Annotated in this window: 21 protein-coding genes; 12 read left to right on the plus strand and 9 right to left on the minus strand. The window is 46.6% G+C overall.

Going from position 1 to position 25,847, the window contains the following annotated elements:
* Positions 1 to 114: 114 nt before the first annotated feature.
* A complete protein-coding gene (locus JGK20_RS14305) occupies positions 115 to 1,977 on the plus strand; it encodes a CHASE2 domain-containing protein (RefSeq protein WP_293230971.1) in 1,863 nt (620 codons plus the stop codon).
* 37 nt (positions 1,978 to 2,014) lie between these two features.
* Here JGK20_RS14305 and JGK20_RS14310 read toward each other — a convergent pair whose 3' ends face one another.
* The gene (locus tag JGK20_RS14310) at positions 2,015 to 2,461 is read right to left on the minus strand and encodes an HNH endonuclease (protein ID WP_293183517.1); all 447 of its coding nucleotides are present in this window, start codon (positions 2,459 to 2,461) and stop codon (positions 2,015 to 2,017) included.
* Entirely contained in the window at positions 2,448 to 2,723 is a 276-nt protein-coding gene (locus tag JGK20_RS14315) for a hypothetical protein (protein ID WP_366034572.1), read from the minus strand. Before JGK20_RS14315 ends, JGK20_RS14310 begins: the two co-directional genes overlap by 14 nt.
* Positions 2,724 to 2,881: 158 nt before the next feature.
* Here JGK20_RS14315 and JGK20_RS14320 point away from each other — a divergent pair, with 158 nt between their 5' ends.
* The 3 genes from JGK20_RS14320 (at position 2,882) to JGK20_RS14330 (ending at position 7,724) form a co-directional block, all read left to right on the plus strand.
* Positions 2,882 to 3,637 carry a DUF928 domain-containing protein gene (locus tag JGK20_RS14320; RefSeq protein ID WP_293230974.1) on the plus strand — a complete coding sequence of 252 codons (756 nt, stop codon included), beginning with the start codon at positions 2,882 to 2,884 and terminating at the stop codon, positions 3,635 to 3,637.
* A gap of 45 nt (positions 3,638 to 3,682) precedes the next feature.
* Positions 3,683 to 6,910: a CHAT domain-containing protein gene (locus JGK20_RS14325; protein ID WP_293230977.1), complete on the plus strand. Its 3,228-nt coding sequence runs from the start codon at positions 3,683 to 3,685 to the stop codon at positions 6,908 to 6,910.
* A 397-nt stretch (positions 6,911 to 7,307) separates the two neighbouring features.
* Positions 7,308 to 7,724, plus strand: coding sequence for a hypothetical protein (locus JGK20_RS14330; RefSeq protein ID WP_293230980.1), 417 nt, complete (start codon positions 7,308 to 7,310; stop codon positions 7,722 to 7,724).
* Here JGK20_RS14330 and JGK20_RS14335 read toward each other — a convergent pair.
* The 3 genes from JGK20_RS14335 to JGK20_RS14345 form a co-directional block, all read right to left on the minus strand.
* Positions 7,704 to 9,662, minus strand: coding sequence for a cation:proton antiporter (locus JGK20_RS14335; RefSeq protein WP_293185830.1), 1,959 nt, complete (start codon positions 9,660 to 9,662; stop codon positions 7,704 to 7,706). The genes JGK20_RS14330 and JGK20_RS14335 overlap by 21 nt on opposite strands.
* 582 nt (positions 9,663 to 10,244) lie before the next feature.
* Positions 10,245 to 11,387, minus strand: coding sequence for an RNA-guided endonuclease TnpB family protein (locus JGK20_RS14340; protein ID WP_293216146.1), 1,143 nt, complete (start codon positions 11,385 to 11,387; stop codon positions 10,245 to 10,247).
* Between the two features lie 81 nt (positions 11,388 to 11,468).
* Positions 11,469 to 12,680 carry a GH25 family lysozyme gene (locus JGK20_RS14345; RefSeq protein WP_293216144.1) on the minus strand — a complete coding sequence of 404 codons (1,212 nt, stop codon included), beginning with the start codon at positions 12,678 to 12,680 and terminating at the stop codon, positions 11,469 to 11,471.
* A gap of 113 nt (positions 12,681 to 12,793) precedes the next feature.
* Here JGK20_RS14345 and JGK20_RS14350 point away from each other — a divergent pair, with 113 nt between their 5' ends.
* Positions 12,794 to 13,288, plus strand: coding sequence for a DUF427 domain-containing protein (locus JGK20_RS14350; protein ID WP_293185828.1), 495 nt, complete (start codon positions 12,794 to 12,796; stop codon positions 13,286 to 13,288).
* 625 nt (positions 13,289 to 13,913) lie between these two features.
* Complete coding sequence (locus JGK20_RS14355; RefSeq protein ID WP_293204765.1) at positions 13,914 to 15,029, plus strand: GGDEF domain-containing protein; 1,116 nt, start codon at positions 13,914 to 13,916, stop codon at positions 15,027 to 15,029.
* Between the two features lie 221 nt (positions 15,030 to 15,250).
* Here JGK20_RS14355 and JGK20_RS14360 read toward each other — a convergent pair whose 3' ends face one another.
* Entirely contained in the window at positions 15,251 to 15,796 is a 546-nt protein-coding gene (locus tag JGK20_RS14360) for a class I SAM-dependent methyltransferase (protein ID WP_293230983.1), read from the minus strand.
* Positions 15,703 to 16,194 (minus strand): hypothetical protein, encoded by a 492-nt coding sequence (locus tag JGK20_RS14365; RefSeq protein WP_293230986.1) that lies wholly within the window; start codon positions 16,192 to 16,194, stop codon positions 15,703 to 15,705. The genes JGK20_RS14360 and JGK20_RS14365 overlap by 94 nt, the downstream gene beginning before the upstream one ends.
* 510 nt (positions 16,195 to 16,704) lie before the next feature.
* Here JGK20_RS14365 and trxB point away from each other — a divergent pair.
* The gene (trxB, locus tag JGK20_RS14370) at positions 16,705 to 18,072 is read left to right on the plus strand and encodes a thioredoxin-disulfide reductase (RefSeq protein ID WP_293185824.1); all 1,368 of its coding nucleotides are present in this window, start codon (positions 16,705 to 16,707) and stop codon (positions 18,070 to 18,072) included.
* A 51-nt stretch (positions 18,073 to 18,123) separates the two neighbouring features.
* On the opposite strand, the gene JGK20_RS14375 is transcribed toward trxB, so the two are convergent.
* Positions 18,124 to 18,426 (minus strand): hypothetical protein, encoded by a 303-nt coding sequence (locus tag JGK20_RS14375; RefSeq protein ID WP_293185823.1) that lies wholly within the window; start codon positions 18,424 to 18,426, stop codon positions 18,124 to 18,126.
* Positions 18,427 to 18,625: 199 nt separating this feature from the next.
* Here JGK20_RS14375 and JGK20_RS14380 point away from each other — a divergent pair, with 199 nt between their 5' ends.
* The 4 genes from JGK20_RS14380 to JGK20_RS14395 all read left to right on the plus strand — a co-directional run bounded on the left by JGK20_RS14380 (position 18,626) and on the right by JGK20_RS14395 (position 24,644).
* On the plus strand, positions 18,626 to 19,234 hold the full coding sequence (locus JGK20_RS14380; protein WP_293185821.1) for a class I SAM-dependent methyltransferase: 609 nt from the start codon (positions 18,626 to 18,628) through the stop codon (positions 19,232 to 19,234).
* Between the two features lie 23 nt (positions 19,235 to 19,257).
* Positions 19,258 to 20,415 (plus strand): glycosyltransferase family 2 protein, encoded by a 1,158-nt coding sequence (locus tag JGK20_RS14385; RefSeq protein WP_293216140.1) that lies wholly within the window; start codon positions 19,258 to 19,260, stop codon positions 20,413 to 20,415.
* Between the two features lie 10 nt (positions 20,416 to 20,425).
* The gene (locus JGK20_RS14390; RefSeq protein WP_293185819.1) at positions 20,426 to 21,310 is read left to right on the plus strand and encodes an ABC transporter permease; all 885 of its coding nucleotides are present in this window, start codon (positions 20,426 to 20,428) and stop codon (positions 21,308 to 21,310) included.
* Positions 21,311 to 21,623: 313 nt separating this feature from the next.
* Positions 21,624 to 24,644: a tetratricopeptide repeat protein gene (locus tag JGK20_RS14395; protein ID WP_293230988.1), complete on the plus strand. Its 3,021-nt coding sequence runs from the start codon at positions 21,624 to 21,626 to the stop codon at positions 24,642 to 24,644.
* Here the strand turns inward: JGK20_RS14395 and JGK20_RS14400 are convergent.
* On the minus strand, positions 24,641 to 24,871 hold the full coding sequence (locus JGK20_RS14400) for a hypothetical protein (RefSeq protein WP_293189374.1): 231 nt from the start codon (positions 24,869 to 24,871) through the stop codon (positions 24,641 to 24,643). The two genes, JGK20_RS14395 and JGK20_RS14400, sit on opposite strands and share 4 nt — an antisense overlap.
* Before the next feature lie 800 nt (positions 24,872 to 25,671).
* On the opposite strand from JGK20_RS14400, the gene JGK20_RS14405 reads away from it, so the two are divergent.
* Entirely contained in the window at positions 25,672 to 25,833 is a 162-nt protein-coding gene (locus JGK20_RS14405) for a hypothetical protein (RefSeq protein ID WP_293178500.1), read from the plus strand.
* The last annotated feature ends 14 nt before the right edge of the window (positions 25,834 to 25,847 follow it).

The following is a 25,847-nucleotide window of genomic DNA, read 5'->3' on the forward strand; positions in this document are numbered from 1 at the left end:
GGTGGTACAAGCCCCCGGATTTATCCGTGGAATCAATCCAAAATCTAAAATCTAAAATCTAAAATCGATTGACTGTTTGGAGATTTAAACAATACCGATACAACTGGAAACGATATGAAGCCTGATCGATCGCAAGCAGTGAAAGCAGATATCTCGACTTGGTGGCGAGGATCGCTTCCAGGGTTGATGGTGATTGTCGCTGTGATGATGGCTAGATTGACGGGTGCGCTTCAGTTTGTGGAGTTGGTGGCGTTCGATCGATTTTTGCTGCTGCGTCCTCCTGAGCCAATGGATGAACGGATTATAATCGTCGGCATTACGGAGGAAGATATTAAACGCGCCAAAACTTATCCGATTCCCGATCGCGAAATTGCCGATTTACTCAAACGATTGCAGACTTATGAACCGATCGCGATCGGGCTGGATATTGTCCGCGATATTCCGGTTGAACCGGGCCACGCTGAACTAGCATCGGTGTTTCGTAACAGCAAGAATGCGATCGGAGTGGAGATTGCTTTGCCCGATCGCAATGGCTTTATCGTCGCACCTCCACCCGCACTGCGATCGGAACAAATTGGCTTTGCAGATTTCGTCCTCGATGGGGATGGCTATCAGCGCCGCAGTTTATTGGGCACTTACAACGATCGCCAAGAATACCGTTTTTCCTTCGCAATCCGTCTGGCTGAGCGCTATTTAGCAAACCGAGGAATTAAGGCAGGTAATGGAATTCGCGATCGAGAGGCGATGCGATTTGGCAATATTGAATTGACCAGAATGCGGCCCAATTCTGGCGGATATGTGGGGGCGGATGCAGGCGGTAATCAGATTTTGCTGAATGTTCGCAGCGGTTTGGCACCTTTTCGAGTCATTTCTCTAGCACAAATCAAGGCGGGAAAAGTAGATCCAAACTGGATTCGAGGCAAGATTGTGCTGATTGGGATGATGTCTTTTAGTGCAAAGGATTTGGCAAGTTCAGGTGCGATCGCAGGTATCAATCCCGGACGGATTTACGGAGTGGAAATGCAAGCCCACGAAACCAGCCAGATTATTAGCGCGGTGCTCGATCGCAGACCGTTGATTCAGGTTTGGGGAGATGACTGGGAAACTCTCTGGATTGGGGTCTGGGGACTCTTGGGGATGAGTTTGGGGCGATTTCTGCGATCGCCGTGGAAAATTTTGTTGGGGCTCTTAATCGCCAGTATTAGCTCGATCGCGATTTGTTACGGATTAATTTTGATGGGGTGGTGGATGCCGATCGTACCTGTGTTCCTGATTTTGGTGCTAAATGGGGCTGGTCAATTTGCGATCGAGCAAACTTTTAATGCGATTCATAGCGGGCCTTTACAAACATTGGTAGTGATTTTGAGAACTGCTCAGGAGCAAGATCCACCCCCATCATTTTTAACGGATTTGCAACGCCTGAATCAAGAATTACGGGAAGTTTACGGATCGGTGCAGCGAGATGCGATCGCCGATGAACCGCATTTGCGAATGGGAAGTGCGATCGAATTAGCCCTGCAAGCCCCGTTGCATGAATTGCTCTACAAAGTCTATTCCAACACCCTCGAACAAGAACTGCCCTACCTCCAAACGATCAAATTCAAAATAGTGCAGTTCGATCCTTTGAACACCGAACATCTGCGGTTGGAACACAAACGAGGACTCTGCCGCTTTCTCGAAGAAGCGCTTTGCAATGTCGGCAAACACGCGATTGAAACCACTCGGTTGACAGTAATTTGCACTCAAGAAGGCGATCGGCAAGTAATTCGGGTGGTAGATAATGGCAATGGGAAACTGTCTGAAATAGAAGCGACAATTCAAGATTCAAACACTAACATTCAATCTTCAGGATTAGGAACGCAATTGGCAAACAATTTAGCTAAACAATTAGGTGGAACGTTTCGGCGCTATCAAAATGTACCGAAGGGAACCGTGTGCGAGTTAAGTTGGTCAGCCAAACGGCGGTGGTTCTGGTGATTTTCGAGAAGCGATCGTGGGTGCGGGTCTTCAAAATCTAGGATAGATCGCTTGCTGGAGGATGCAACCCCGTTTGAATCCAAAATCGTCTGGTTGCTCGGATAGAATCATCATCTGGATAGCGTGTATCGTTTAAATCAAGGCGGATGCAGGTTGCTCGACCGATGGGTGTAATCCCTTGAATCACAACTCCGTTGTCTAGCCAAACAAAATGTTCCTCCCACTTCTGCTGACGAGGATTGAAAATAGGGACAATTTCCTGGGTTTCTGGATCGACTCCAGCCACAAAGTTATACCGTCTTTCATTACAACGACGACAGGCAAGTGCAAGATTATCTATTTCGTCAGGCCCACCCAGAGATTTTGGGATAATGTGATCAAATGTGAACCGATTTGCGCTCAGACGTTCTGGCGAATGACAGTATTCACACAAATAGCTGGCTCTTTTGCGTATGGCTTGTTTGGCTACATCACTGATTGGCATTTTGGGCAGCAAGCATAGCGTTGATATAGGTAAAAATTCGATCTAACTCTCCGATCGCGTCTAGTTCTGTAACTTCATCTGGAGTGAGTTGATCCGCCTTCTTTTTTTCTAGCAGGCTTTCCATTCGGAGTTGAAGAGATTCAGTGAATTTGAATAGCGTCCAATCTCCCACCTTTTCAATCTGAATTTCATGAATGAGTGAGGACGGCTTACTGAGAGTCGTAATCATGTTTGCTTCTGCCAGAAGGGAGTGGAAAGACATTGAAAATCTGCGCTTTAACGAGATTATAGCTTGATATGAAGGGGCGATCGCGCTTTAACAATGCTTTGCACCTTCCCGCAAGTCTTGTTTGCGGGCAGTCCTCTATTATGTTTGTGTATTGTCGATTACCGTAGAAAATAGTTACAGAGAGGATTCAGATGATGACTCACGGATTGAAGCGTCGAACCATTTACTCTGCGGGAATTGCGAGTTTAATCCTGAGTGTTTCGTTCTGGATTCCGATCGCAGCCCTGGCAAAATACACTCCTCCTCCAAACCCTTCTAAACCGAAAGAAACGGGTACGAATACGACTCGCGGCGGCAGTTGTGAAGGTGATTCAGCGTCGGTATTAAATGCTTTGGTGCCGTTTAGCCATATGGGACAGACGATTTCCGGGCATCCCACTTTTACCTGGTTTGTACCCGATCGCACTTCTCGTCCGTTGCAATTGAGGCTGTTTAGTCGATCGGGCCAACTACTCTACCGAACCGAGATGGAGAGTCAGCCAGGAATCATGTCGGTTGCTTTGCCGCCAAATCTGCCCCCACTGTCGATCGGGCAATCCTATCAGTGGCAAGTGGTGTTGGTGTGCGATCGGAATGTTCCTTCGCGGAATGTGGTGGCGACGGCAGAAATCCAAGTGGTGCAGCCTGCGGAATCATTGCAGTCTCAACTTGCAGCCGCATCAACTCCCCAACAGCGGATCGACTTGTATGCCAAGGCTGGGCTGTGGTATGACGCGATCGCAGAAGCGCGCAAAGCCTCTGAGACTTCTCAAAACCAAACGGCTGTGCTGGAATTGCTAGATTCTCTGGCTAATTCGGAAGCCGAACCTTTGAAAGACTGGAGCGATCGATTGAGGCAAATAAGAGCGATCGAACAACAACGCCAACTCCCGCAACCCAAACCCTAAAATCCCATGCAGCCTTTCTCGCTAAAATTTAAATCCAGTTGTAAAGTGCGATCGGGCTTTCTGTTTCCCCTCGCCTTTTGCCTTTTGTCTGTTGCTTTTTACATTCCTCCGCATTTCTCACTCCCGGTTGTTGCTCAAACTACGGATGTTAGTCAAGCAGAGGGCGATCGATTGTTGGAGCAAGGGATTCCACCGCCTCCGGCTATCGATCAGGCGATCGAGGCGAGTCAAGCAGAGGGCGATCGGCTGTTTCAGCAGGGGCTTCAACAGTATCAGACTCGCCAATTCCCAGCAGCGCTGAATTCGTGGCAACAGGCACTGGAAATTCATCGCGCTCTCAAAAACCGCCAAGGTGAGGGTGCGATACTGAGCCTTTTGGGATTTGCTTACCGCTCTCTGGGCAACTACGCCAAAGCCATTGAGTATTCACAGCAAAGTTTAGCGCTCGCCCGCGAAATGAAAGACCGCCAAGGGGAAGGTTTGGCACTGGGCTATTTGGGACGTGCTTACCACTTTCTGGGCAACTATGACAAAGCCATTGAGTATGGGCAGCAGAGTTTAGCGCTCGCCCGCGAAATTAAAGACCGCGAATTGGAAGCTGCCGCACTGTTGAATTTGAGCGCTTACCGCATCCCGGTTGTTCCTCAAACTACAGATGCTCGTCAAGTAGAGGCTGATCGGCTTTTGCAGCAGGGGATTCAACAGAATCAGACAGGTCAGTTACCCGCAGCGGTGAATTCCTGGCAACAGGCACTCCAAATTTATCGCGCTCTCAAAAACCGCCAAGGGGAAGGTAGCTCACTCGGCAATTTGGGAGCAGGTTACAGTTCTCTGGGCAACTATGCTAAAGCGATTGATTATGCACAGCAGAGCTTAGCGATCGCCCGCGAAATTAAAGACCGCCGTGGGGAAGGTTTCGCACTGGGCAATTTAGGAGCCGCTTACCTCTATCTGGGCAACTATGCCAAAGCCATTGAGTATACACAGCAGAGTTTAGCCATCGCCCGCGAAATTAAAGACCGCCAAGCGGAGGGTGTAACACTGGGGAATTTGGGAGGTGCTTATATCAAGCTCGGCAACTATGCCAAAGGCATTGAGTATTCACAGCAGAGTTTAACCATCGCCCGCGAAATTAAAGACCGGGAACAAGAGGATAGAGCACTGGACAATTTGTCAACCATTTACAGCTCTTTCGGCAACTATACCAAAGCCATTGAGTATTCAGAGCAGAGTTTAGCCATCGCTCGCGAAATTAAAAATCGCGAACAAGAGGATAGAGCACTGAGGCATTTGGGAATCGCTTATCTCTCTGTGGGCAACTATGCCAAAGCCCTTGAGTATTCAGAGCAGAGTTTAGCCATCGCCCGTGAAATTAAAGACCGCCCGGGAGAAGGGAATGCACTGGGCAATTTGGGAATTGCTTACGTCTATCTGGGCAACTATGCCAAAGGCATTGATTATGCACAGCAGAGTTTAGCCATCGCTCGCGAAATTAAAGACCGCCAGAAAGAGGGTAAGGCACTGGGCAATTTAGCCGCCGCTTATATCGCTCTGAGCGACTATGCCAAAGCCATTGAGTATTTACAGCAGAGTTTAGCGATTGCCCGTGAAATTAAAAACCGCGACGGGGAGGGTAAGGCACTGGGTAATTTGGCAGCGGCTTATATCCCTCTAGGTAACTATGCCAAAGCCATTGAGTATACACAGCAACAGTTAGCGATCGCCCGCGAAATTAAAGATCGTGACGGGGAAGGTACGGCGCTCAACAACCTTGGATTGGCGTTCTTGAAAGTTGGGAACCTAACAGAAGCTGAAAAAATGCTGATTGATGGAATTCAAGTTTGGGAATCGATTCGTCAAACGATCGGTTCCAACGACGCGAATAAAGTCTCCATCTTTGAAGGACAAGCTAGCACCTATCGGATTTTACAACGAGTCCGGGTGGCTCAGAATAACCCGATCGCCGCTTTAGAAATTGCCGAACGGGGACGTGCTCGTGCCTTTGTCGATCTCCTGACACAGCGCTTATCAACTGGTGATGCCAGTTCGGTTATCGCCACTGCTCCCAACCAGGAGCAAATCCGACAAATCGCGAAAGCACAGAACGCCACTTTGGTGCAGTATTCGATCGTCTATGACGGCTTCCAGATTCCGAGCAAAGAAATTTTTGCATCGCGTGAATCCGGGGTGCGGTATTCGATCGTCCTTGAGGACTTCCAGAATCCGGGAAAACGAGAACAGCGAGAATCCGCGCTCTACATCTGGGTGATTCAACCCACGGGCGAAATCACCTTCCGCGAGGTTGACCTCAAACCCCTCTGGCAAAAACACAATGCCTCTCTAGCCAGCTTAATCGTTGGCAATCAAGAATTCCTGGCTGTTCGCAGTCGCAGCAGTCTTAACTCCACCCAACCCCAACCCAACTTACCGACACTTCATCAACTGCTGATCGATCCCATTGCTAGTCTCCTACCCAAAGATCCCAATGCCCACGTCATCTTCATTCCTCAAGGTTCCCTGTTCCAAGTACCTTTTCCCGCCCTCCAAGATGCAAACGGCACTTACTTAATCCAAAAACACACCATTCTCACCGCCCCCTCGATTCAAGTTCTGGCATTAACTCGACAACAGAAGTTAGCACAGAAGCAACCTAACAGCGGTAACGCTCTAGTCTTGGGCAATCCTACGATGCCGAGTGTGTCTCCCTCTCCAGGAGAGCCCAAACGGCAATTGTCTGCTCTACCTGGGGCCGAAGCCGAAGCCAGAGCGATCGCCCCTCTGCTCAAAACCCAAGCCATCACAGGTGCACAAGGTACAAAAGCTGCGATCGTCCAAAAAATGCCCCAAGCATCGATTATTCACCTCGCCACGCATGGGTTGCTGGATGATGTGCGCGGATTGGGAAGTGCGATCGCCCTAGCTCCTTCTGGTAGCGATGACGGCTTATTGACCGCAGAAGAGATTTTTGATATGAAACTGCAAGCAAGTTTAGTCGTTTTGAGTGCCTGCAACACTGGAGAAGGCAGAATTACCGGGGATGGAGTAATTGGTTTGTCGCGCGCTTTGATTTCGGCAGGAGTGCCGAGTGTAATTGTTTCTTTATGGGCGGTTCCTGATGCGCCGACATCCGAATTGATGCAGGCATTTTATCGAAACTTGCAAAGTAATCCCGACAAAGCACAGGCTTTACGGCAGGCAATGCTAACCACGATGAAAACTCATCCCCAGCCGCGAAATTGGGCGGCATTTACTTTAATTGGGGAGGCTGAGTAAGTTTTTGTGAAGAGCGATCTTTATTCTTCCGTCGGGCATTGCGCCGACTTTGTTTGACAAGAAGCGGTTTCAACTGCCGAATTATCTTTGTTTGACAAGAAGCGGTTTCAACCGCCGAGTCATCTTCTCTTTGCACTTTCCCGCAATCAATCTTGCACCTCATACCTCATCAACTCTGCGGGTAGAACGAATGAATTTCCCATCTGGGTTGCTTAAGATTTAAGTAATCCTAAATCATCAGTCAACCGTCAACCGTCAACTGTCAACTGTCAACTGTCAACTGTCAACTGTCAACTGTCAACTGTCAACTGTCAACTGTCAACTGTCAACTGTCAACTGTCAACTGTCAACTGCAAACATTCTAGATAACCTGGTAAAGGAAAAGAGAGGCGAACCATTGAACGGCTTACAGCGAGAAATTATTCAAGGAGTTTTAAATGGTTTGACATACCAAGAAATCAAGAATAATTATGCGATCGCGCGGAACTATCAAATATGCTACTTAGGGCGATACGTTGCTTATCATTTGTGGAAATTGCTGACAGAGGTATTGAAAGATGCAGGAATTATCGACCCGGATGAAAGAGTCCGCAACAAAAATTTGTGGGATTCCGCGATGAGAGTGGCACAGCAAAGAGTGCAGTCGGAATCTGTACAAAAAAGTCAACCTCCCGTACCGCCAAATTGTGTATTTCGATCGCATATCAACAATCCTCTCCCTCTTTCCCCTTCTCCCTCTTTCCCCTTCTCCCTCTCTCCTGTTCTCCCTCTCTCTTCTTCTCCCTCTCTGTCCCTACCGCGAAACAGGTGGTAGCAAAACTTCTGCTTCCTTTTCAATTATAGATTCCTCCAAAACATTCTCTAAAACCGGAGCAGGAATCGGCACTTCTTCAACTACCTGATGCTTTTCCAAAGTCAAGCGAGAGTTGGACGAACCGGACAATCTTTTTAACAATTTTGGTGTAGGATCGTAGAGCAAATAAATAATGCGATCGCCCGCTTGCCAAATCTCTGTTGCCGACACAACTTGCAAGTATCCTTGTCTTTCAAGTAGCAGCGGCGCCAACTCCCCGGCTTGCACCAAAGCTTGCAAGTGAGCAATCTGAAATTGCAATCCCTCGCTGTTTAACTCGGTTTCCCCTAATTTTACTTCGCTGTCGGTCAAATATTCGTTCCAATCCTTCAGCGACAAATCCGAGACAAAGGCTTGATTAATTTTACTATTATTTGCAGGCGCATTTGCTTGCGGGTCTTTGGGGAATAATGCCAAAACCCTCGGCGGTGCAAACTCCTCGGCTGCTCGCTGAGCTAATACTAAGTTTACCTCGCCGTTGTTAGTCATTGCCAAAAATGTTCCCATCGAATCGAGTCCGGCTTCTTCTAACACGCTATGGTCGAGAGCGCTACTCAAAAATACTCGCAAACCTTCTCTTTCTGCTTGCGCGCAAGCTTCCGGATTGGTGTCGATAATTGCGACTGATTCTCCGCGTTCTTGAAATAAGCGAGCAATTAATCTGCTTAAAGGATTTGACCCGACAATTGCTGCACCTGTTGCTGATTTTGAGGTGACTCCTAACAGTTGAGCTATCCATCCCGCTGTCAGCCCTTGTACGAAAACAGTCATAATAATTGTCAGGAAAACTAAGGCTTTAATTGAGTCGCCGCCGTTGATGCCGCGCTGGGTGAGCAAGATGGCAAATAAAGAGGCGATCGACGCTGAGACAATTCCCCTCGGCGCTACCCAGCAAGCAAATAATTTTTGCCGCCAGTTCAGCCCGCTGTTCCAAGTGCACAGCCACACATTGATCGGCCGCACTACCCACATTAAGGCTAAAACTGTAAACAAACTTCCCCAACCGAGGGCGACTACACTAGCGAGGGATAAATCGGCCGCCAGCAACACGAACAGCACGGAAATGGCGAGGACTGTGAGTTGACCTTTGAACCTCCTGAGCAGCCGTTCTTCCGGCACAGCAGCCGCTCTGAGGACGATGCCGGAGAGGACTGTTGCCATCAGTCCTGATTCGCTGCGGAGTTCTTCTGATAAGCCGAACAATCCCCACAAACCTGCTAAAACTACTAGGTTTTTCAAGTCTTCTGAGAGAAATTGCGATCGCTTGAGAATGAATCCCAGCAGCCACCCTCCGGCAACTCCGACGACTGCGCCAACTAAAAGGCGAACGATTAAATCTCGGAACAAGACCAATAAATCAGCATTGCCGTTTAAGATAATATTCAGTACCAATACCGCCAAAATTGCTCCGACTGGATCGATTAAAACGCCTTCGGCTTCTAGCAAGGCGGCGACTTGTTTGTCAACGGATACTTGTTTGAGCAACGGGCCAATGACTGTCGGGCCTGTGACGACTACTAGGGAAGCATACAGAAATGCGATCGGCCAGGGAAATTCCCCCAACCAGTGTGCTGCCATTCCGCCGCCAATGAGCGTAATTAAAGTGCCGAAAGTAACTAAATTGCGAATGCTACCGGAAACTTTGCCTAAATCTCGCAATTCCAAATTCAAGCCGCCTTCAAACAGAATTAAGGCTACTGAAAGAGACACCATCACTTCTAAACCGCTGCCCAACAGATTGGGGTGCAACAGTCCGAGGCAATCCGGGCCTGCTAAAATACCGAATAGCAGCAAAAATACGATCGCCGGAACTTTCAGATAAGCGGCCAGAACTTGAGCGCTGATACCACAGGTGACGGTCATGACCATCAACAGGGTGATGTTAAAGGGGATTTCCATAGATATGATTGTTACAGGCTGCCCGCTCGGTTTTAAAATTTAAAAGATTTAAAAGCGCGATCGGGGGTGATTTGATTGCAGGCGCTATACTTGACGCTGGCACAAACTCGCCACTGCCCTGGATTTTTGTGAATAAAATTAAAAAACGTTGATATTGGCTATAACTTTATCAGATAATTCTCTTACCGTCAAAGATGAGAGTAAGCTGTAGCGCCTAGATTGTCTGTTATGTTCGATGGAGAGGGGGAGAAGGGGAGAGGGGGAGAAGGGGAGATTTGAGTCGAGTTAATTCTCAAAGAGACTTCTTGCACTCATTCGGAAACTATCTTGAAATACATCTGCGTTGCATCGTCGGTTACATCTGCCTAAAATCTGCGATCGACCTAATTTCAGAACACTTAAACCAGATTCATCTGTGGAATTAATCTCAAATCATTTGGGATTCTGCCACCTGCGAAGAAACTCCGATAGAGTTGCTGGCGAGACTTGTTTTTCCAGCCAATCTAAAGCCTGGTTTTGATTAGGTGCAGCGCGTTGACATACTCCCCGCGCTGAAGCGACGGGGATTCTTGACACATCATTTCAACTTGCTACCGAGGTAGTCTTACGGTCGATCCGTGCCCGTTTATAGTCGTGCCCATGCCCGGTGCCGACTTTTTCTATATTCTTAGCTGCGTTTTCATCTCGATCGTGCTCAGTTCCGCAATTCAAGCATTGAACAGTTCGGACTTTTAGATCCAATTTTCCCCACTTAAAGCCACAGCTTGAGCACACTTGGCTGGTAGGTTCCCAGCGACTAATTACTCTAAATTCTCTGCCGTACTTGTCGGATTTAGCCTCACACAAAGCTCTAAATTCGTACCAGCCTTGTTGACTAATTGCCCTGGCAAGTTTGCGGTTTTTGACCAGACCCGATACATTCAAATCTTCCAAGATAATAGTTTGGTTTTCACTTACTATTTTGGTTGATAGTTTATGTAGAAAGTCTTTACGCAAGTCGGCAATTTGATTGTGTGTTTTGGCTATTTGAATCCTGGTTTTATGGCGACGTTTTGAGTCTTTCTGTTGACGTGCTAACTTGCGCTGTAGTTTGCGAATTTTGCGATCTAACTTTTTATAGCTAGGGCTGTGCGCTGTTTCCCCGTTACTCATTACTGCCAAAGTTTTAATTCCTAAATCAATGCCGACGCTTTGGTTTTTGGCGTCAATACTGATGGGTTGAACTTCTACTACAAAGCTTAGGAAATAGCGGTCGGCACAGTCTTTAATTACTGTGACGGAACTCGGCTCAGACGGCAATTCTCTAGACCATATGGGGTTAACATTTCCAATCTTTGCCAAATATACAGACTTACCTTTGACAGAAAAGCCTGATTTAACAAAAGTTGCAGATTGACTGTTAGTCCTTTTTTTGAATTTGGGTTGCCCGAGTTTTTTGCCTTTCCTTTTCCCTTTCAGGAAGTCAAAATAGTTTTTGTAAGCAGCCTCTAATTGCTTAAGAGACTGTTGCAAAGGGACTGAGGAAACATCGTTAAGCCATTGCCTTTCCTCGGTCTTTTTAGTTGAGGTGAGAGTTTTAGCTAAGCTGTTGTACCCTGGGTATTTACTAGCTTTGCTTAAAGCTAAGGCATCATTCCAGACAACCCGGACGCAACCAAACAACTGAGCCAAGCTCTGTCGTTGTTGGTCGGTCGGGTAGATACGGAATTGATACCTTTCTTTCATTATTTTGGGTTTTTTACTTTGTTCTATTATACTATGTTTTGCTGATAGAATCAGGAAGATTCAAAGAAAATTAAAGCCGTCCTAGAAGGACGGGGTTTTAAACCCAATTTTCTGATAAAATTTGCAGGCATCTATCAGCCGAATCGGAGAATTTGTGGGATTAGATTGAGAACGCCATTTTTGGGCAAACTCGGCAATAACAGCCGGCGAAATTTGTTTTTGCAGCCAATCTAAAGCTTGGTCTTGTTCTGCCAAACCGCGATAAAATTTGCTGACATCTATCAATCGCAAATTAGTGTCGCCCGGTGCGGCAGTTGTCCGCCACTTTTGAGCAAATTCCCCTAAAACAGAGGTAGAAACTTGAGTTTGTAGCCAAATCAAGGCAGTATCTTGAGCAGCACTAGCTTGGTAAGATGACAAGAGCTCAGTCAGCCGCGCGGCTGGTACTGGAATTGGTGTCGGAATTGGTGTCGGAGTTGGTATCGGAGTTGGTGTTGGCGCTGTAGGGGGGACAATTACTTTGGGAGATTTTCTCATCAACGCGGCCCAAGTTTTGATGCCTGCCATGCCGTCTGCATTGAGGCCTTGAGATTTTTGAAACGAGATGAGGGCGGCTGTGGTAGAGGTTCCAAATTTGCCATCCATCGCGCCTTGATAGAAGCCTTTACTTCTTAATTGCTTCTGGATGTCTGCAACTTTATAATTTACGGCGCCTTCTCGGACGCTTTCAAAAATATTGGCATCTACATTGCCCGAGACACCCGACACAGTGCTAGTGTCGCTGTACTGCCAAAAAGTCCAAGTCTTCCAGCCACCGGGCACCCAAGGTTCCTCGGCACTGGTATAGTGAGCAATCCATAGGGGGTAATCTGCCAACCGCTGTGTCCCGAGGTTGTCCCAGAAACCGGGGTAGGTGTAGATAATTGGTCGCATCGAGGTGGCTTTTTCCACTGCTTCGAGCCAAGTTGTCGCGCGATCGCACAATTCGTCCCCACTCAAACCGCCTGTAGTTTCCACATCCAAGACTGGTGGCAAATCCCCCGCTTCGAGTTTGACAGTTTTCAAGAACAAATCTATTTCTCCTTGAACGCTGCTTTCCGGTCGAAAAAAGTGATATGCACCGCGTTGAATCCCCGCAGCTTTAATTCCCCCCCAATTCCGGGCGAAAGTTTGGGAAACTAATGTTGCACCTTCCGTCGATTTGACAAATGCGAACAGAATGCCTCCCTTGGCAACGGCTTGCCAATTGACGTTGGGCTGGTAGTCGGAAACATCTATACCGCGAATGCTCATATAATGGAGAGTTTAAGAAAGCTGGCGCAAGTCTGAAGAAGCGACTAGATTAAGGCTACATTAAATTGTAATGCTAAGTTGCTAATTGTTTTTTTGTAGGGGAGATTGTACAAGTGAACCTCGATCGCATAGAGCCAGGCCCCGGTCAAGAGTCGGTTTGGGATTACCCGCGCCCCCCTCGTCTTGAGGAATCGACCAAACACGTACAGATTATTTTTAACGGAATGACGATCGCCGATACGCGCCGCCCGTTTCGGGTATTGGAGACAAGTCACCCTCCAGCCTACTATATCTCTCCCGAGGACATCCAAATGGAATATTTGCATAAAACTTCACGGGGATCTTGGTGCGAGTGGAAGGGACAAGCGGGTTATTACACTGTGACGGTAGGGTCGAAGGAAGTTGTAAATGCTGCTTGGTTTTATCCTCATCCCAATCAGGTTTTTGCAGCTATTAAAGATTACGTGGCTGTTTATCCGAGCCAGATGGATGCTTGTTATGTGGACGGGGAATTAGTGGAATCTCAACCAGGAGATTTTTACGGAGGTTGGATTACCAAAGATATTGTCGGCCCTTTTAAGGGAGGAATCGGAACTTGGGGTTGGTGAGTTCAACAGTTGACAGTTGACAGTTGACAGTTGACAGTTTGAGAGTTGACAGTTGACAGTTGACAGTTGACAGTTGACAGTTTGAGAGTTGACAGTTGAGAGTTGACAGTTGAGAGTTTGAGAGTGATCTCTACCCTTAAGTCCGAGGATTGGAGTAATGAATAGTCTGATTTTAATTTCTCCCGAAAAACGTTCCGGCTTTCAACCAATTCTTTCTGGTAATTGTGAAATTGCTGGGTTTCTCACCACCCTTCGCGGCTTTAGGTTTTGATTTGAGGAATGGCAAAGAAACCGCGTTTTTTACGCACAACTTAGTTACGAGTTCGTCTCGGCTTAAAAACTGATTTTGTTGAGTTAGTCTGCGCCATACATGAGTTAAGGGCGGGCGCAGAAACCTTTTCTTGCGCGACAACAAGCCAACAAGAAAAAAATCAAGAATACTATAAGTCTATTATTAAGCGAGGATGAACCAATGCAATCCACACTGCCGAAGCTAACGAATCAGCCCCTCCTCAAACAAACACTGTAGTCAAGAATACAGCCAATGCTAATAAATAAATGTTAAGATAATTCAAGAGCTGACACTAGATTTGTTGCTGCTGTATTGTTCATTCGGATATGCGCTGTGTCTGTGGAATTTATCGCGCCATCTAACTTCCCTGAAAAACCACCTGAAAATTTAACTTTAGAGTCTACTCTTAAGGATCTGGCTGTCTTTAATTTTCAAATTGAAGCTTCATCCCTAGCCAAAGACGTAGCTCGGTTGTTTCAATCTCACCCCCTGCTTCCGGGAGTTATCTTGACGGTAAATGGAGATTTTTTAGGAATGATATCGCGCAGGCGATTTATGGAAAGGATGAGTCGCCCATACGGAGTAGATATATTTGCTTGCAGACCAATTCTGGCTTTGTATCAAATAGCTCAAACCGATACTTTGATTTTACCAGAAGTAGCCTTAATTGTCATGGCTGCTCAGCGAGCCGTGCAGCGGCCGCCGGAACTACTTTACGAGCCGATTGTTGTGCAGTTAGCACCTCAAGTTTACCGACTGTTAGACGTGCATCAAGTATTGGTAGCTTTAGCTCAAATTCACCAACAAGCTACTTGGTATATTAGCGAGCTTTATTACAATTTATCGGTAATACAATCTGAACTAGAAGCAGCTAATTCTCAATTAAAAACAGCTAATTCCGAATTGTATCGCCTTGCTAACTCCGATGGTTTAACTTTGGTAGCAAACCGCCGCTGTTTTAACGAATATTTAGATAAGACATGGCAGAGATTGGGACAAGAAGCAGCAGAAATATCTTTGATTTTATGTGATATTGACTTTTTTAAGAAATACAACGATAGTTACGGACATCAGGCGGGAGATGCTTGTTTGCAGCAGGTAGCACAAAAAATTGTTGAGGCGGTAAATGACTCGGCAGGCGAAGTTTGGGAGGAAATGCTGGTGGCTCGTTACGGAGGTGAAGAATTTGCGGTAATTTTGCCTCGAACTTCACCAAAGATTGCTGTCTCGATTGCAGAACATATTAGAGTCTCGGTGAAAAAAATGGCAATTGAAAATATTAACTCGCCAGTATCCCCTTGTGTTACACTAAGTTTGGGAGTAGCGAGTACGGTTCCTGTACCGACAATCTCAAAAAAAGATTTGATTGCAGCAGCCGATCGTTCGCTTTATCAGGCAAAAGACGCAGGGCGCGATCGGGTCATATTCGATACTGTAAAGTTAGATTAAGTAGATAAGCGGCAAAAATTGATTCGTAGTCAGGACTTTAGTCCTCATCAAAATTTCAAAAGTTGATTAAGTAGATAAGCGGCAAAAATTGGTTCGTAGTCAGGACTTTAGTCCTCATCAAAATTTGAGGACTTTAGCCCTCACTACGAACAACTTTGATGGGATATGAGATAATTCTGGAGCGACTAGGAAAAATTTAGTTCGATCGCACAATCCACACTTTACATCCAAACCCGCTCGGCCGTCCAGTGCCTGTCCGAAGATTCATAAATCCTCAATCCCTCCAATCGGGCACTTTCCACCATTGTCTCAATCTCATCCAGGGTAAAAGCCGCTTGTAGCGAATCGCTGAACAGTTGTTTCTGATGCGAGTTGCAATCTGCCGCATAGAGCTCGACTAAATTATCCCTAATTTCCCGTGTTTCGGGCCGGAGTAAATCCCGCAAAAATATTGCTCCGTTCGGCTTCAAAACCCGCCGGACTTCGCGTAAAAACGGCAGCGGATCGGGCAAATGGTGGATAATGCTGTTGGAAATCACCATGTCAAAACTATTGTCGGGATAAGGCATGGCTTTAGCATCAATTAATTCGAGATTAATTTGCGATCGCACTCGGGCCTTTTCGACATTCTGCGCTCCAACTTTCAGCATATTTGCCGACAAGTCAATACAGGTCAATTTCCATTCCGGCCGCAGTTGAGTGAGGGCGATTGGAATTCGCGCCGTACCCGTACCCGCGTCCAAAACGTTTCCAAAAACCGGCCCCAAAGCAGCCGCACTCTTGGCAAACGCAGCATTAACCTCAGTTCCGGTTCCAAAACTCGCTCCATAAAATTTATCTCGTTATCTGGCATTTCCATATACAAGCCGAGTTTCGCCTGCAAAATCTCGACTAACTCCGGTTCCATATATCTGTAATTGTCGGAGATTTGCAGGCAAATAACTTTCTTGCCTTTGAGACTGTCGGGAAATTTGCTGCGAAGTCGAGCTCCGTGCTTCTTCTCCATCACAAATATGACATCAGCCCAGCCAAGCAAACCTTCAGTGACTCTAATTCTCGCACCTTTTTCGGTTCCAGCCGATCGCGCGCTGTACCCGCTAATTTTCTCGCAGATCTTCTCGGCCGTTAAACTCCGCCACTTATTCTGGCTCAACCAAAACAGCAAAAATCGATCGTACTTCTATTTTATCTGCGTTCATCTGCGTTCATCCGCCTGCATCTGCGGTTAAAAAATTCGATCGACTTTTTCCCCTTTCGCGCCTTACATATCATAAATACTGTATCTTGTCAAATCGAGCAAAATTTTATTTATAATTCTTAACCCAAAAAATGCGTATTTCGCATAAGAATTTGTAGATATTACATTTGCAAAATTTTAAATTTTACGATTTCAAAGGGTTTCAGCGTCAAAATCAAAAAATTGTTATAGCACCCCTTGAGTATCAGAATCGTATAATAGCTCAAACGGCGCAAATTCGTCAAGTAAATGAGAATGGAATCAATAGTGAAGGGTGAAAACTAAAAATATTTTATTATTTATTCTACTTATCAAAATTGCTTCTGCTGTCCCGATCGCCCTCAACCGCTCAACAATAGAAATAAGCTCGATCTAACTTTCTCCATCTCTGTTATAATTGAGATTAAACGAAGTCGTTATGAGTTCAAGTAAGCAGCTATGACTGAACAAGCCGTAGAAAACCTAGTAATTATTGGCTCTGGCCCCGCAGGTTACACAGCAGCCATCTACGCCGGGAGAGCCAACCTGAAGCCAGTCGTTTTTGAAGGCTACCAAACCGGAGGAATTCCCGGCGGTCAACTGATGACCACCACAGAAGTCGAAAACTTCCCCGGCTTTCCCGAAGGCATCACCGGGCCGCAACTGATGGATCGGATGAAAGCTCAAGCAGTGCGCTGGGGTGCGGAGTTATACACAGAAGATGTAACTTACGTTGATTTAACCCAGCGGCCGTTTACAGTGCGATCGGACGATCGAGAAATCAAAACCCACACGATAGTAATTGCTACAGGCGCGACGGCGAAAAGATTGGGTTTGCCTAGCGAGCACGTATTTTGGAGTCACGGCATTTCTGCCTGTGCGATTTGCGACGGCGCCACCCCAATTTTTAAAGGAGTAGATTTAGCTGTCATCGGTGCGGGCGATACCGCAGCAGAAGAATCTATTTATCTGACAAAATACGGCTCTCACGTCCATATGTTGGTGCGGCGCGGTCAGATGCGCGCTAGCAAAGCCATGCAAGACCGAGTGCTGAGCAATCCTAAAATCACCGTGCACTGGAACACCGAAGCTGTGGATGTTTTGGGAGTGCCGGGGAGCAAGATGGATGGGTTGAGAATTAGAAATATTGAGACCGACGCCGAGAGCGATTTGCTGGTGAAGGGTTTGTTTTACGCGATCGGTCACACTCCCAACACTCAGCTTTTCCAAGGTCAGCTAGAACTCGACGAACTAAGCTATATCGCCACGAAACACGGTTCGGTAGAAACCAGCGTCGATGGAGTGTATGCTGTCGGCGACGTGCAAGACCACGAGTTTCGTCAAGCCATCACTGCTGCCGGTAGCGGCTGTATGGGGGCGATGCTAGCCGAAAGGTGGCTGTCATCGAACGGCTTGACTCAGGAATTCCATCAAACCAAGGAATCGCAGCAAGCAGCAGCGCCGCCCGCTCCAAAAGTACGCAAAACCAGCGAGAACTTTGATATCAACGACACTCGCCACGAAGGAGGTTTTGCTTTGCGGAAGTTGTTCCACGAGAGCGATCGACTGATTGTGGTCAAATACTCGGCTCCGAGTTGTGGCCCTTGCCACAGTCTCAAACCGATTTTGAGCAAAGTAATAGATGAGTTCGAGGGCAAAATTCACTACGTGGAAATTGACATCGAAGAAGATCCGGAAATTGCTGAAAATGCTGGCGTGATTGGTACGCCGACGATTCAGTATTTTAAAGATAAAGCTTTGGTGACTGAGCTTAAGGGAGTTAAGCCAAAAAGCCAGTACCGCGAGTTAATTGCCAGCAATTTGTAAGCTCGTGTCGGCAGAGGATGACTGCGATCGGATTGGTTGCTAGTGAGAATTTCAGTCTCCCCCACAGAAGGACTTGCATTCCTCACTACGAACGGCGGACTTGCATTCCTCACTACCAGCCTGGTCGATGTTTGATAAAATTATGACTGGCGCCGATCGAGCAGATTGTTGAGCAAAATCTACCCAGCAACCGAGTCGATCGAACTGCGTCGGTCTGTCCGGAACAAGTACGACCGCTAAACTTTGCCGATCGCGTCCGGAACCTCCAGGATTGGAAGATTTGAAACCATAACTGTCCCGTTGCAAGTGCAGCACAAAGGCACGCCGAACTAACCAATCCCAAGGCGATCGCATACCGGAACTCGAAAGCCTACATAATTAGACTTGAATTGCCAAAATCGAAAAATACCCTGAAACGATCTGCGTTTATCTGTCTTTATCTGTCTGACATCTGCGGTTTCGGGAACGATCGAAGACTTATGCAATTCAAGTCTATTCAAAAAAAACAATATAAAGCCCTCCTAGAAAGACGGGGCTTCTACCCATTTTTCTGATGACACAAACTAACTTGAATCTCCAGCCCGACTACTGGAATAAGATTTGGCAAGAAGAAGGCCGCGGAACTTGGCGTCGATATCCCGGATGTTTCGGCAGAGTTTGTTGGGCCGTCGGACACGGGCTGGAAGTTTTAGAACTCGGATGCGGTGCAGGTGTCCTGGCTTCTCAGTTGTTAGAGTTTGGCAATTCAGTAACTGGGTTGGATATTTCCGAAGCTGCGATCGCCCAACTTCCCAAACAGATCTCAGGGGTAGTCTCAACTTTACCCGAAATTCCTTTTCCCGATCGCAGTTTTGATGTTGTAGTAGCAACAGAAGTTTTGGAACATATCGACGACGATCGAGCGTGCGTGATAGAAATAGTTAGGGTGTTGCGATCGGGCGGCAGAGCTTTTTTTGCCGTACCCAACGATTGCCTCGGCCCTGATGAAGAACCAGAGCACGTTCGCAAGTACACTCCAGAAAGCCTAATGGATTTACTCTTACCTTACGGCGACGTTTTTACGGAAACATTTATTGATGAGTTCAGTGTTGGCAGAGATCTTATTGCTCTACCAAGCATTTTAGCAGCACTCTACCTTCCCAGCGACAGCGAACTTGTTTGAGTTGCAAGATATCAGGATAAAAAATGAGCATTAGGGCAGCACTCGGACAAAAACCATTTTTATCTTTTTGTGCGATCGTCAAAAATGAAAGCGAGAATTTAGCGCGCTGTTTGGCTAGCGTTCAACCCTACGTTGATGAAATAATTGTAGTCGATACGGGTTCGGAGGACGGTACGCCGGAAATTGCCACTCAGTACGGAGCAAAAGTGGGATATTTTGAGTGGTGCGACGATTTTGCGACGGCGCGGAATTATGCTTTATCTTTAGTGACGGGTGAGTGGATTTTAGTGCTGGATGCAGATGAGGAGTTAGTTGTCACATCAGTAGATTTTAGAGAAACCCTCAAATTCCACCCAGAAGCGCTCGCTTATTCAATAATTAGAACAGAAGTAAGGCATCAAGCGGGAATGACTCCGCTACACATGACTCGTTTATTTCGCAATCTCCCAGAAATTAGATATGTCGGTCGCTTTCACGAGCAAATTCAGTATCAAAACCGCAGTTTTAGCGACAGTGAAGTCAGCAGTTTAGATAGTGTCAGAGTATTGCATCACGCTAACAGCCACCAACAAGTCGCCGCCAAAGTTGTCAACCGCAATATTCCCATCTTAGAGCTGGCCCGACAAGAAGAAGGGCTTAGTCTCATGCTATTGTACTCCCTAGCTGGGATGTACGGCTCAGCGGGCGAGGACGAGAAAGCGCGAGACTGCTGGGAGGAAGCATTAGAAAGATTGTTTCCGCATTTGATAGACGGCAACCCTCCAGAAGAATTTGGTTTCATTCCCTCCTTAGTTTTTACTTTAGCAGGGCGATCGCTCCAAAATCGAGACTATGAAACAACCATGTTACTGTGTCAGCGAGGTCTGGAATGGTGTCCCAACTATCCTCCCCTAAATTATATAGCTGGCATGACATTAATTAATCTAGGATTTCCGTTAGGTGCCGTTGCTTACTTTGAGAATTGCCTGAAACTGGGTAAAGATAACAGCTACTATACAAGAGAGCCTTTCGAGCCAAGTTTCACCACCACCGACCCGGCTTGCTGTTTGGGTCTAGCTTATATTAACCTGAAGCGCTGGTCGGATGCAGTATCGGCATTTGAACTAGCGCTGACTTTCGATGAAAACTGCACAGCAGCCCAGGAAAATTTAGCAAAAATCCGACAAAGCTTCAATCAGTAAACGGCGAAACATGACACTAAACAAAGTTCAATTACCGCGATTTCTCAACATTGCCTCACCGTCAAGCCTGTCAATGAAAATGATGTGGGCGGGTTTGGCAATAACTGCCTTATTTATCATAGTAGCAACCTTATCTCCCGTCATGCAAGGTTGGGGATGGCTGCAAAATCCTACCGATGCTTTGATTAACCCGATTCACGAACCGCCGTCGGCGAATTATTGGTTCGGTACCAGCCGCAGCGGCTACGATGTTTTTTCGCGCACGCTGTTTGCTTCGCGGGCGGCTTGGCAAGTGGTGATTTTAGCCACAGCGTTGAGTTTGTTTATCGGCGTGCCGCTGGGTTTGGTTAGCGGTTATTTGGGTGGCAAGCTCGATCGCGTGCTGTTATTTTTAATGGATACAATTTATACGTTGCCGGGATTGCTGCTTTCGTTAACTTTAGCATTTGTCGTGGGAAAAGGAGTATTGAATGCTGCGATCGCCCTGAGCATTTCCTACATCCCTCAATACTACCGCGTCGTCAGGAATCACACCGCCAGCGTCAAAACCGAATTATTTGTCGAAGCCGCCCGCGCCATGGGTGCAGACACTTGGACAGTGTTGTCGCGCTACCTGTTTCTCAACGTAATTCAGAGCGTACCGGTGCTGTTCGCGCTCAACGCCGCCGATGCAATTCTAACATTAGGAGGCTTAGGATTTCTCGGTTTGGGACTTCCCGAAGAAACTCCGGAATGGGGACACGATTTGCGTTTAGCTTTAGATGCGCTACCTACGGGCATTTGGTGGACGGCTTTGTTTCCCGGTTTGGCAATGACTTTAATGGTTGTTGGGCTGTCTTTGGTGGGAGAAGGATTGAACGAATTTGTCAATCCCCGGCTGCGGAACCAGCAGTAATAGGAAAGATTGGTTCGTAGTGAGGACTTCAGTCCTTTCTTCTCTTATAATTATAGTCCTACAAAAAGGTTCGTAGTGAGGACTTCAGTCCTTTCTTCTCTTATAATTATAGTCCTAAAAAAGGTTCGTAGTGAGGACTTCAGTCCTTTCTTCTCTTATAATTATAGTCCTAAAAAAGGTTCGTAGTGAGGACTTTAGTCCTTGCCTTTCTCAATACTCTAGTCTAAAAAGGTTTGATCGTTCGGACTTGGGTCCTTTCTTTTCCGAGGACTAAAGTCCTGACTACGAACTGTTTGACAAGCAAACGCAAAAGATGAAATACCAAACATTTCTCGAACACATATCCGAGTTGTACAATAACTGGGGGACACCGCAAGCCGAACCAAAATCCAGTCAATTTCAGCAAATAATCAACTCTCTGCAAACCACAACGACAGCCAATGCAATGCAGTTGCTAAATTTTGCTGTCGAATGTATGTCTCCCGAAGAAATCTACTGCGAAATCGGCTGCTTTCAAGGCGGCAGCTTAATCGGTACGCTGCTAAATCATTCACAAATAACCGCTTGTGTCGTTGATGACTTTTCGGAATTTGATACTTTTGGCGACAGCAGCGATAATTTAGGAGAAAACCTAGCCAACTTTAATATATCGGAACAAGTTTTCTTTTGCAATCAAAATTTTGAGGAATTTTTCTGGGATTTGCGGGAAATGCAATCTGCCGATCGCATTGGTGTATTGTTTTATGATGCCGCTCACGATTATCGATCGCACTTACTAGCTTTACTTTTATCCAAACCTTTTTTAGCAGACTCGGCACTGATTGTTGTCAGCAATAGCAATTGGGAGACTCCGCGTCAAGCCAACTGGGATTTTATCGCCGCCCACCCTCAATGCCAACTGCTATTTGATTTTTCTGCACCTGAATTTAGCGATGCTTGGAATGGCTTGCAGGTTTTTAGTTGGGATGTCGTCAATACATCCGGCAATTACGAGTGGTCAACTTTTCAGCAATTGGGCAGTCAGGCTGCGATTCAATCAATTTACGATTTGCAGCAATCCGATCGAAAAAAAATCACCGCAGAGCTGTACAGTCAAGCTTTAAACCTGCACCAAGCCGGAAAATTTATAGCAGCAGAGGAGAAGTACAAGCAGGTTTTGCAGTACGATCCAAATCAAGTAGATGCTTGGCAAAACCTCGGTACACTTTATTATGCCACAGAGCGGTATCGAGAAGCGCAAGATCTGCTGAGCGAATGTTTGGCGGTGGATTCCTCCGTAGCTGGCGCTCATTACAGCTTGGGCTTGGTGTTGGAAAAAACCGGGGATGTTATCGGTGCCGTAAGAGCTTATCGAGAGGCGATCGCCCTCGAACCCAACTGCATTGATGCTTATAATAATTTAGGCAATATTTTAGGACAAATCGGCGATGTCGATCGAGCTGAGTCAATTTACCGTCAAGCGATCGCACTTAATCCCGCTCATTTTGGCAGCTATCTGAATCTGGGAAACTTGCTACTGTCGAAAACAGAAGTCGATCGCGCGATCGAGCTTTACGAAACTGCCCTGCAATTGCAGCCCGATGCTGCTGAAGTTGTCGCCAATCTCGACTTTGCCCGCCGTCTCAAAAATGACCCAATTCAAGCATACCTTTATTTTGGCAACGATTGCTATGGGCGCGGTGAATATCAACAAGCCGTTATCGAGTACAGGAAATTTTTAGAAGTTCAAACAGGCGACCTTCAATTATACTTGAATTTGGCTGAGTGTTACCAACATTTAGAGGAATATGCAGCCGCCATTCAAGTTTGCCGGGAGGCGATCGAGCTTTATCCAGCAGACGCCAGTCTTTACCGCAATTTAGTCTTGGCCTCTCTCGCATCCGGGAGAACTTCAGAAGCGATCGCAATTGCGACCGATGCGTCGAGTTTATTTCCCGAAGACAGCTTTTTTAATCCGGGACAGTATTTAATTCTGCCGGTGATTTATCAAAGTGTAGAGGAAATAGCTGTTTATCGCGATCGGTTCGAGACGGGAATCAAACTGTTAATTCAACAAACCAGCCTCGATACAGATGCAGGCCAACAAAAAGCCTTAACAATTATCAGTCAGCACACCAACTTCTTTCTAGCTTACCAAGGCGGCAACGACTTAGATATCCAGAAACAGTACGGGCAATTTGTTCGCAAAGTCATGGCTGCTAACTACCCGCAGTGGGTAAAGGATTTACCGCTACCTCCCCCCAGCAAAACCGGAAAAATTCGCATCGGCTACATATCTGGTTGCTTGTGGGGACATACAGTCGGCAAATTAACCCTCGGCTGGCTGCAACACAGCAGCAGCGAATTTGAAGTATATTGCTATCAAATTACCGAGACGCAAGACAACTTTACTCAACAGTTCCGGTTTTACAGCGATACCTTCCGCTACATCCCCGGCAACTTAGAATTAATCTGCCAACAAATTATTGCTGACCAATTACACGTACTGGTTTTCCTCGATATTGGGCTGCAACCGCAAATGACTCAACTTGCAGCCTTGCGCCTTGCTCCGATTCAGTGTACCTCTTGGGCGCATCCGGTGACTTCAGGATTGCCCACCGTCGATTATTTCCTTTCCAGCGACTTGATGGAACCGGAAAATGCTGTTTTGCACTATTCAGAAAAATTAATTCGCTTGCCGAATATTGGCATTTCTTACCCGCAGCCCACGATTCCTAGCACAACGGCCACTCGTGCAAATTTTTGCCTGCGGGAGGGGGCTGTTGTTTATCTCTGCTGTCAAACTCTCTGCAAATACCTGCCGCAACACGACTATATTTTCGCGGAAATTGCCCGACAGGTTCCTCAAGCTCAGTTTGCCTTTATATCGCGTCCGAATGCTGATATTGGTAAACTGTTTCAGCAGCGCCTCCAGCGGACTTTTGCTAAGTACGGTTTGGATAGCGGTGATTTTTGCGCTATTTTACCTAAAATGGATGAGAAAGCTTATTGGAATCTTCAACTTTTGTCTGATGTTTTTCTGGACAGTTTCGGTTGGTCTGGAGGTCACACGACTTTGGAAGCGATCGCCTGCAATTTACCAATTGTCACTTGTCCGGGAGAATTTATGCGGGGCCGCCATTCCTCTGGGATTTTGGAAATGCTCGGAGTCACCGAAACAGTTGCTCAAACCGCAGCAGAATACGTAAAAATAGCTGTGAGGCTGGGCTTAGAATCGGAATGGAGGCAGAGTATTGCCGATCGAATTTTGCAAAGACAAGGGCGTCTGTACGGCGATAAAACTTGCGTCGCAGCCCTTGAAGCTTTTTATTATCGTGCAGTTGAGTCAGTTTAATTATTCGATCGCGGTTGTCGGAGGTTTGGAGTCGCCAAGCGGTGATTGAGTGCCCAACAGGAGTGGCGATCGCGATCGGTTGCACAGTTGTTTTTAATAGGATAATGATGGCGGCAAATTTTTTGTCCTTGCCACCAACCTTTATACTTAAGCCTGAGTCTGGTTTTGCCGCTCCCTGTTTTCCAACAGAAGACAACTGTTTTGTCAGATCCTAGTCCCGATCCCATGAATCATTCCCCATGCCCAATCCCCAATCTTGCATCTAAAATAGCATGAGTTGGTTTTAAATACAGCAGGTCATCCCGTAATATTACTTAGTATTGCGGAGAAAAGGTTCATCGCGTCTTTATATTGCAGCGGATATTTTTTAATTAAGTATAAAGTTGCACGTCTTTTCAACAATCAGGTCAGACAATTTTCGATTTGAGATTTTCGATGGAATCAGCTATACCATGATGGTTGGGATCGCGGGTCTACCATCGCATTTTTTGAGGGAACAGGTGTCGGTTGAACGGCTAGCTCCTCTCAAGAGAGCTTGGAGTTTCTCAAATCCATCAAGTGTCGCCATGGAGGCGATCGCCCGTGAGGAAGATCTGCCTCGGCGAGATCGAGGTAAACTTAGTAATATTGGACTTAAGTTGTTTCTGAGATTAAAATGAATGTAGATATTAGCTAGAGAGACAAGCAATCCCCGAACAGTTCGCAGCGTAACAATTACCGCAGGAGCGAACTCTTAGCAAACTTTCTCATTCTGGCTGTTATCTCTGAGACCGCAAAGCTCACAGACAAGCTTAAATGAGAATGTGACGTTACGAACTTAATGTGATGTAATGTCAAAAGCAGCCCCAATTTTTCAAAATTGAGCTAACTTAACAAAGAAAGCCCCTGTTGCACTACTAAACCCGCAACGCTTCATTGGGGGCGATCGTCGGTCTCTCATGAGAGAGTTGCCGACTTACAACTAAAGCTCACAAGCTTTATTCAATCGCAGATTGCGTATGATTCAATTCAGGGAAACAGGGTAAAGATGGGTGCATCTACACGGATTGTATTGGTCTCAATTCCGGCAAGTCAAAAATTGTCTGCTAACTCTCTGGCAGACTGCGCCGCAGCCTTTAACCCAGATATCCACACAAAACAGCGCCGTTCGATCGCGCCCAAGTTTTTCCGGGCCGTTCTCAGGATTTAGCTGAGCCAGACATG

This window comes from Microcoleus sp. PH2017_05_CCC_O_A, assembly GCF_020738785.1.
Taxonomy (GTDB): Bacteria; Cyanobacteriota; Cyanobacteriia; order Cyanobacteriales; family Microcoleaceae; genus Microcoleus.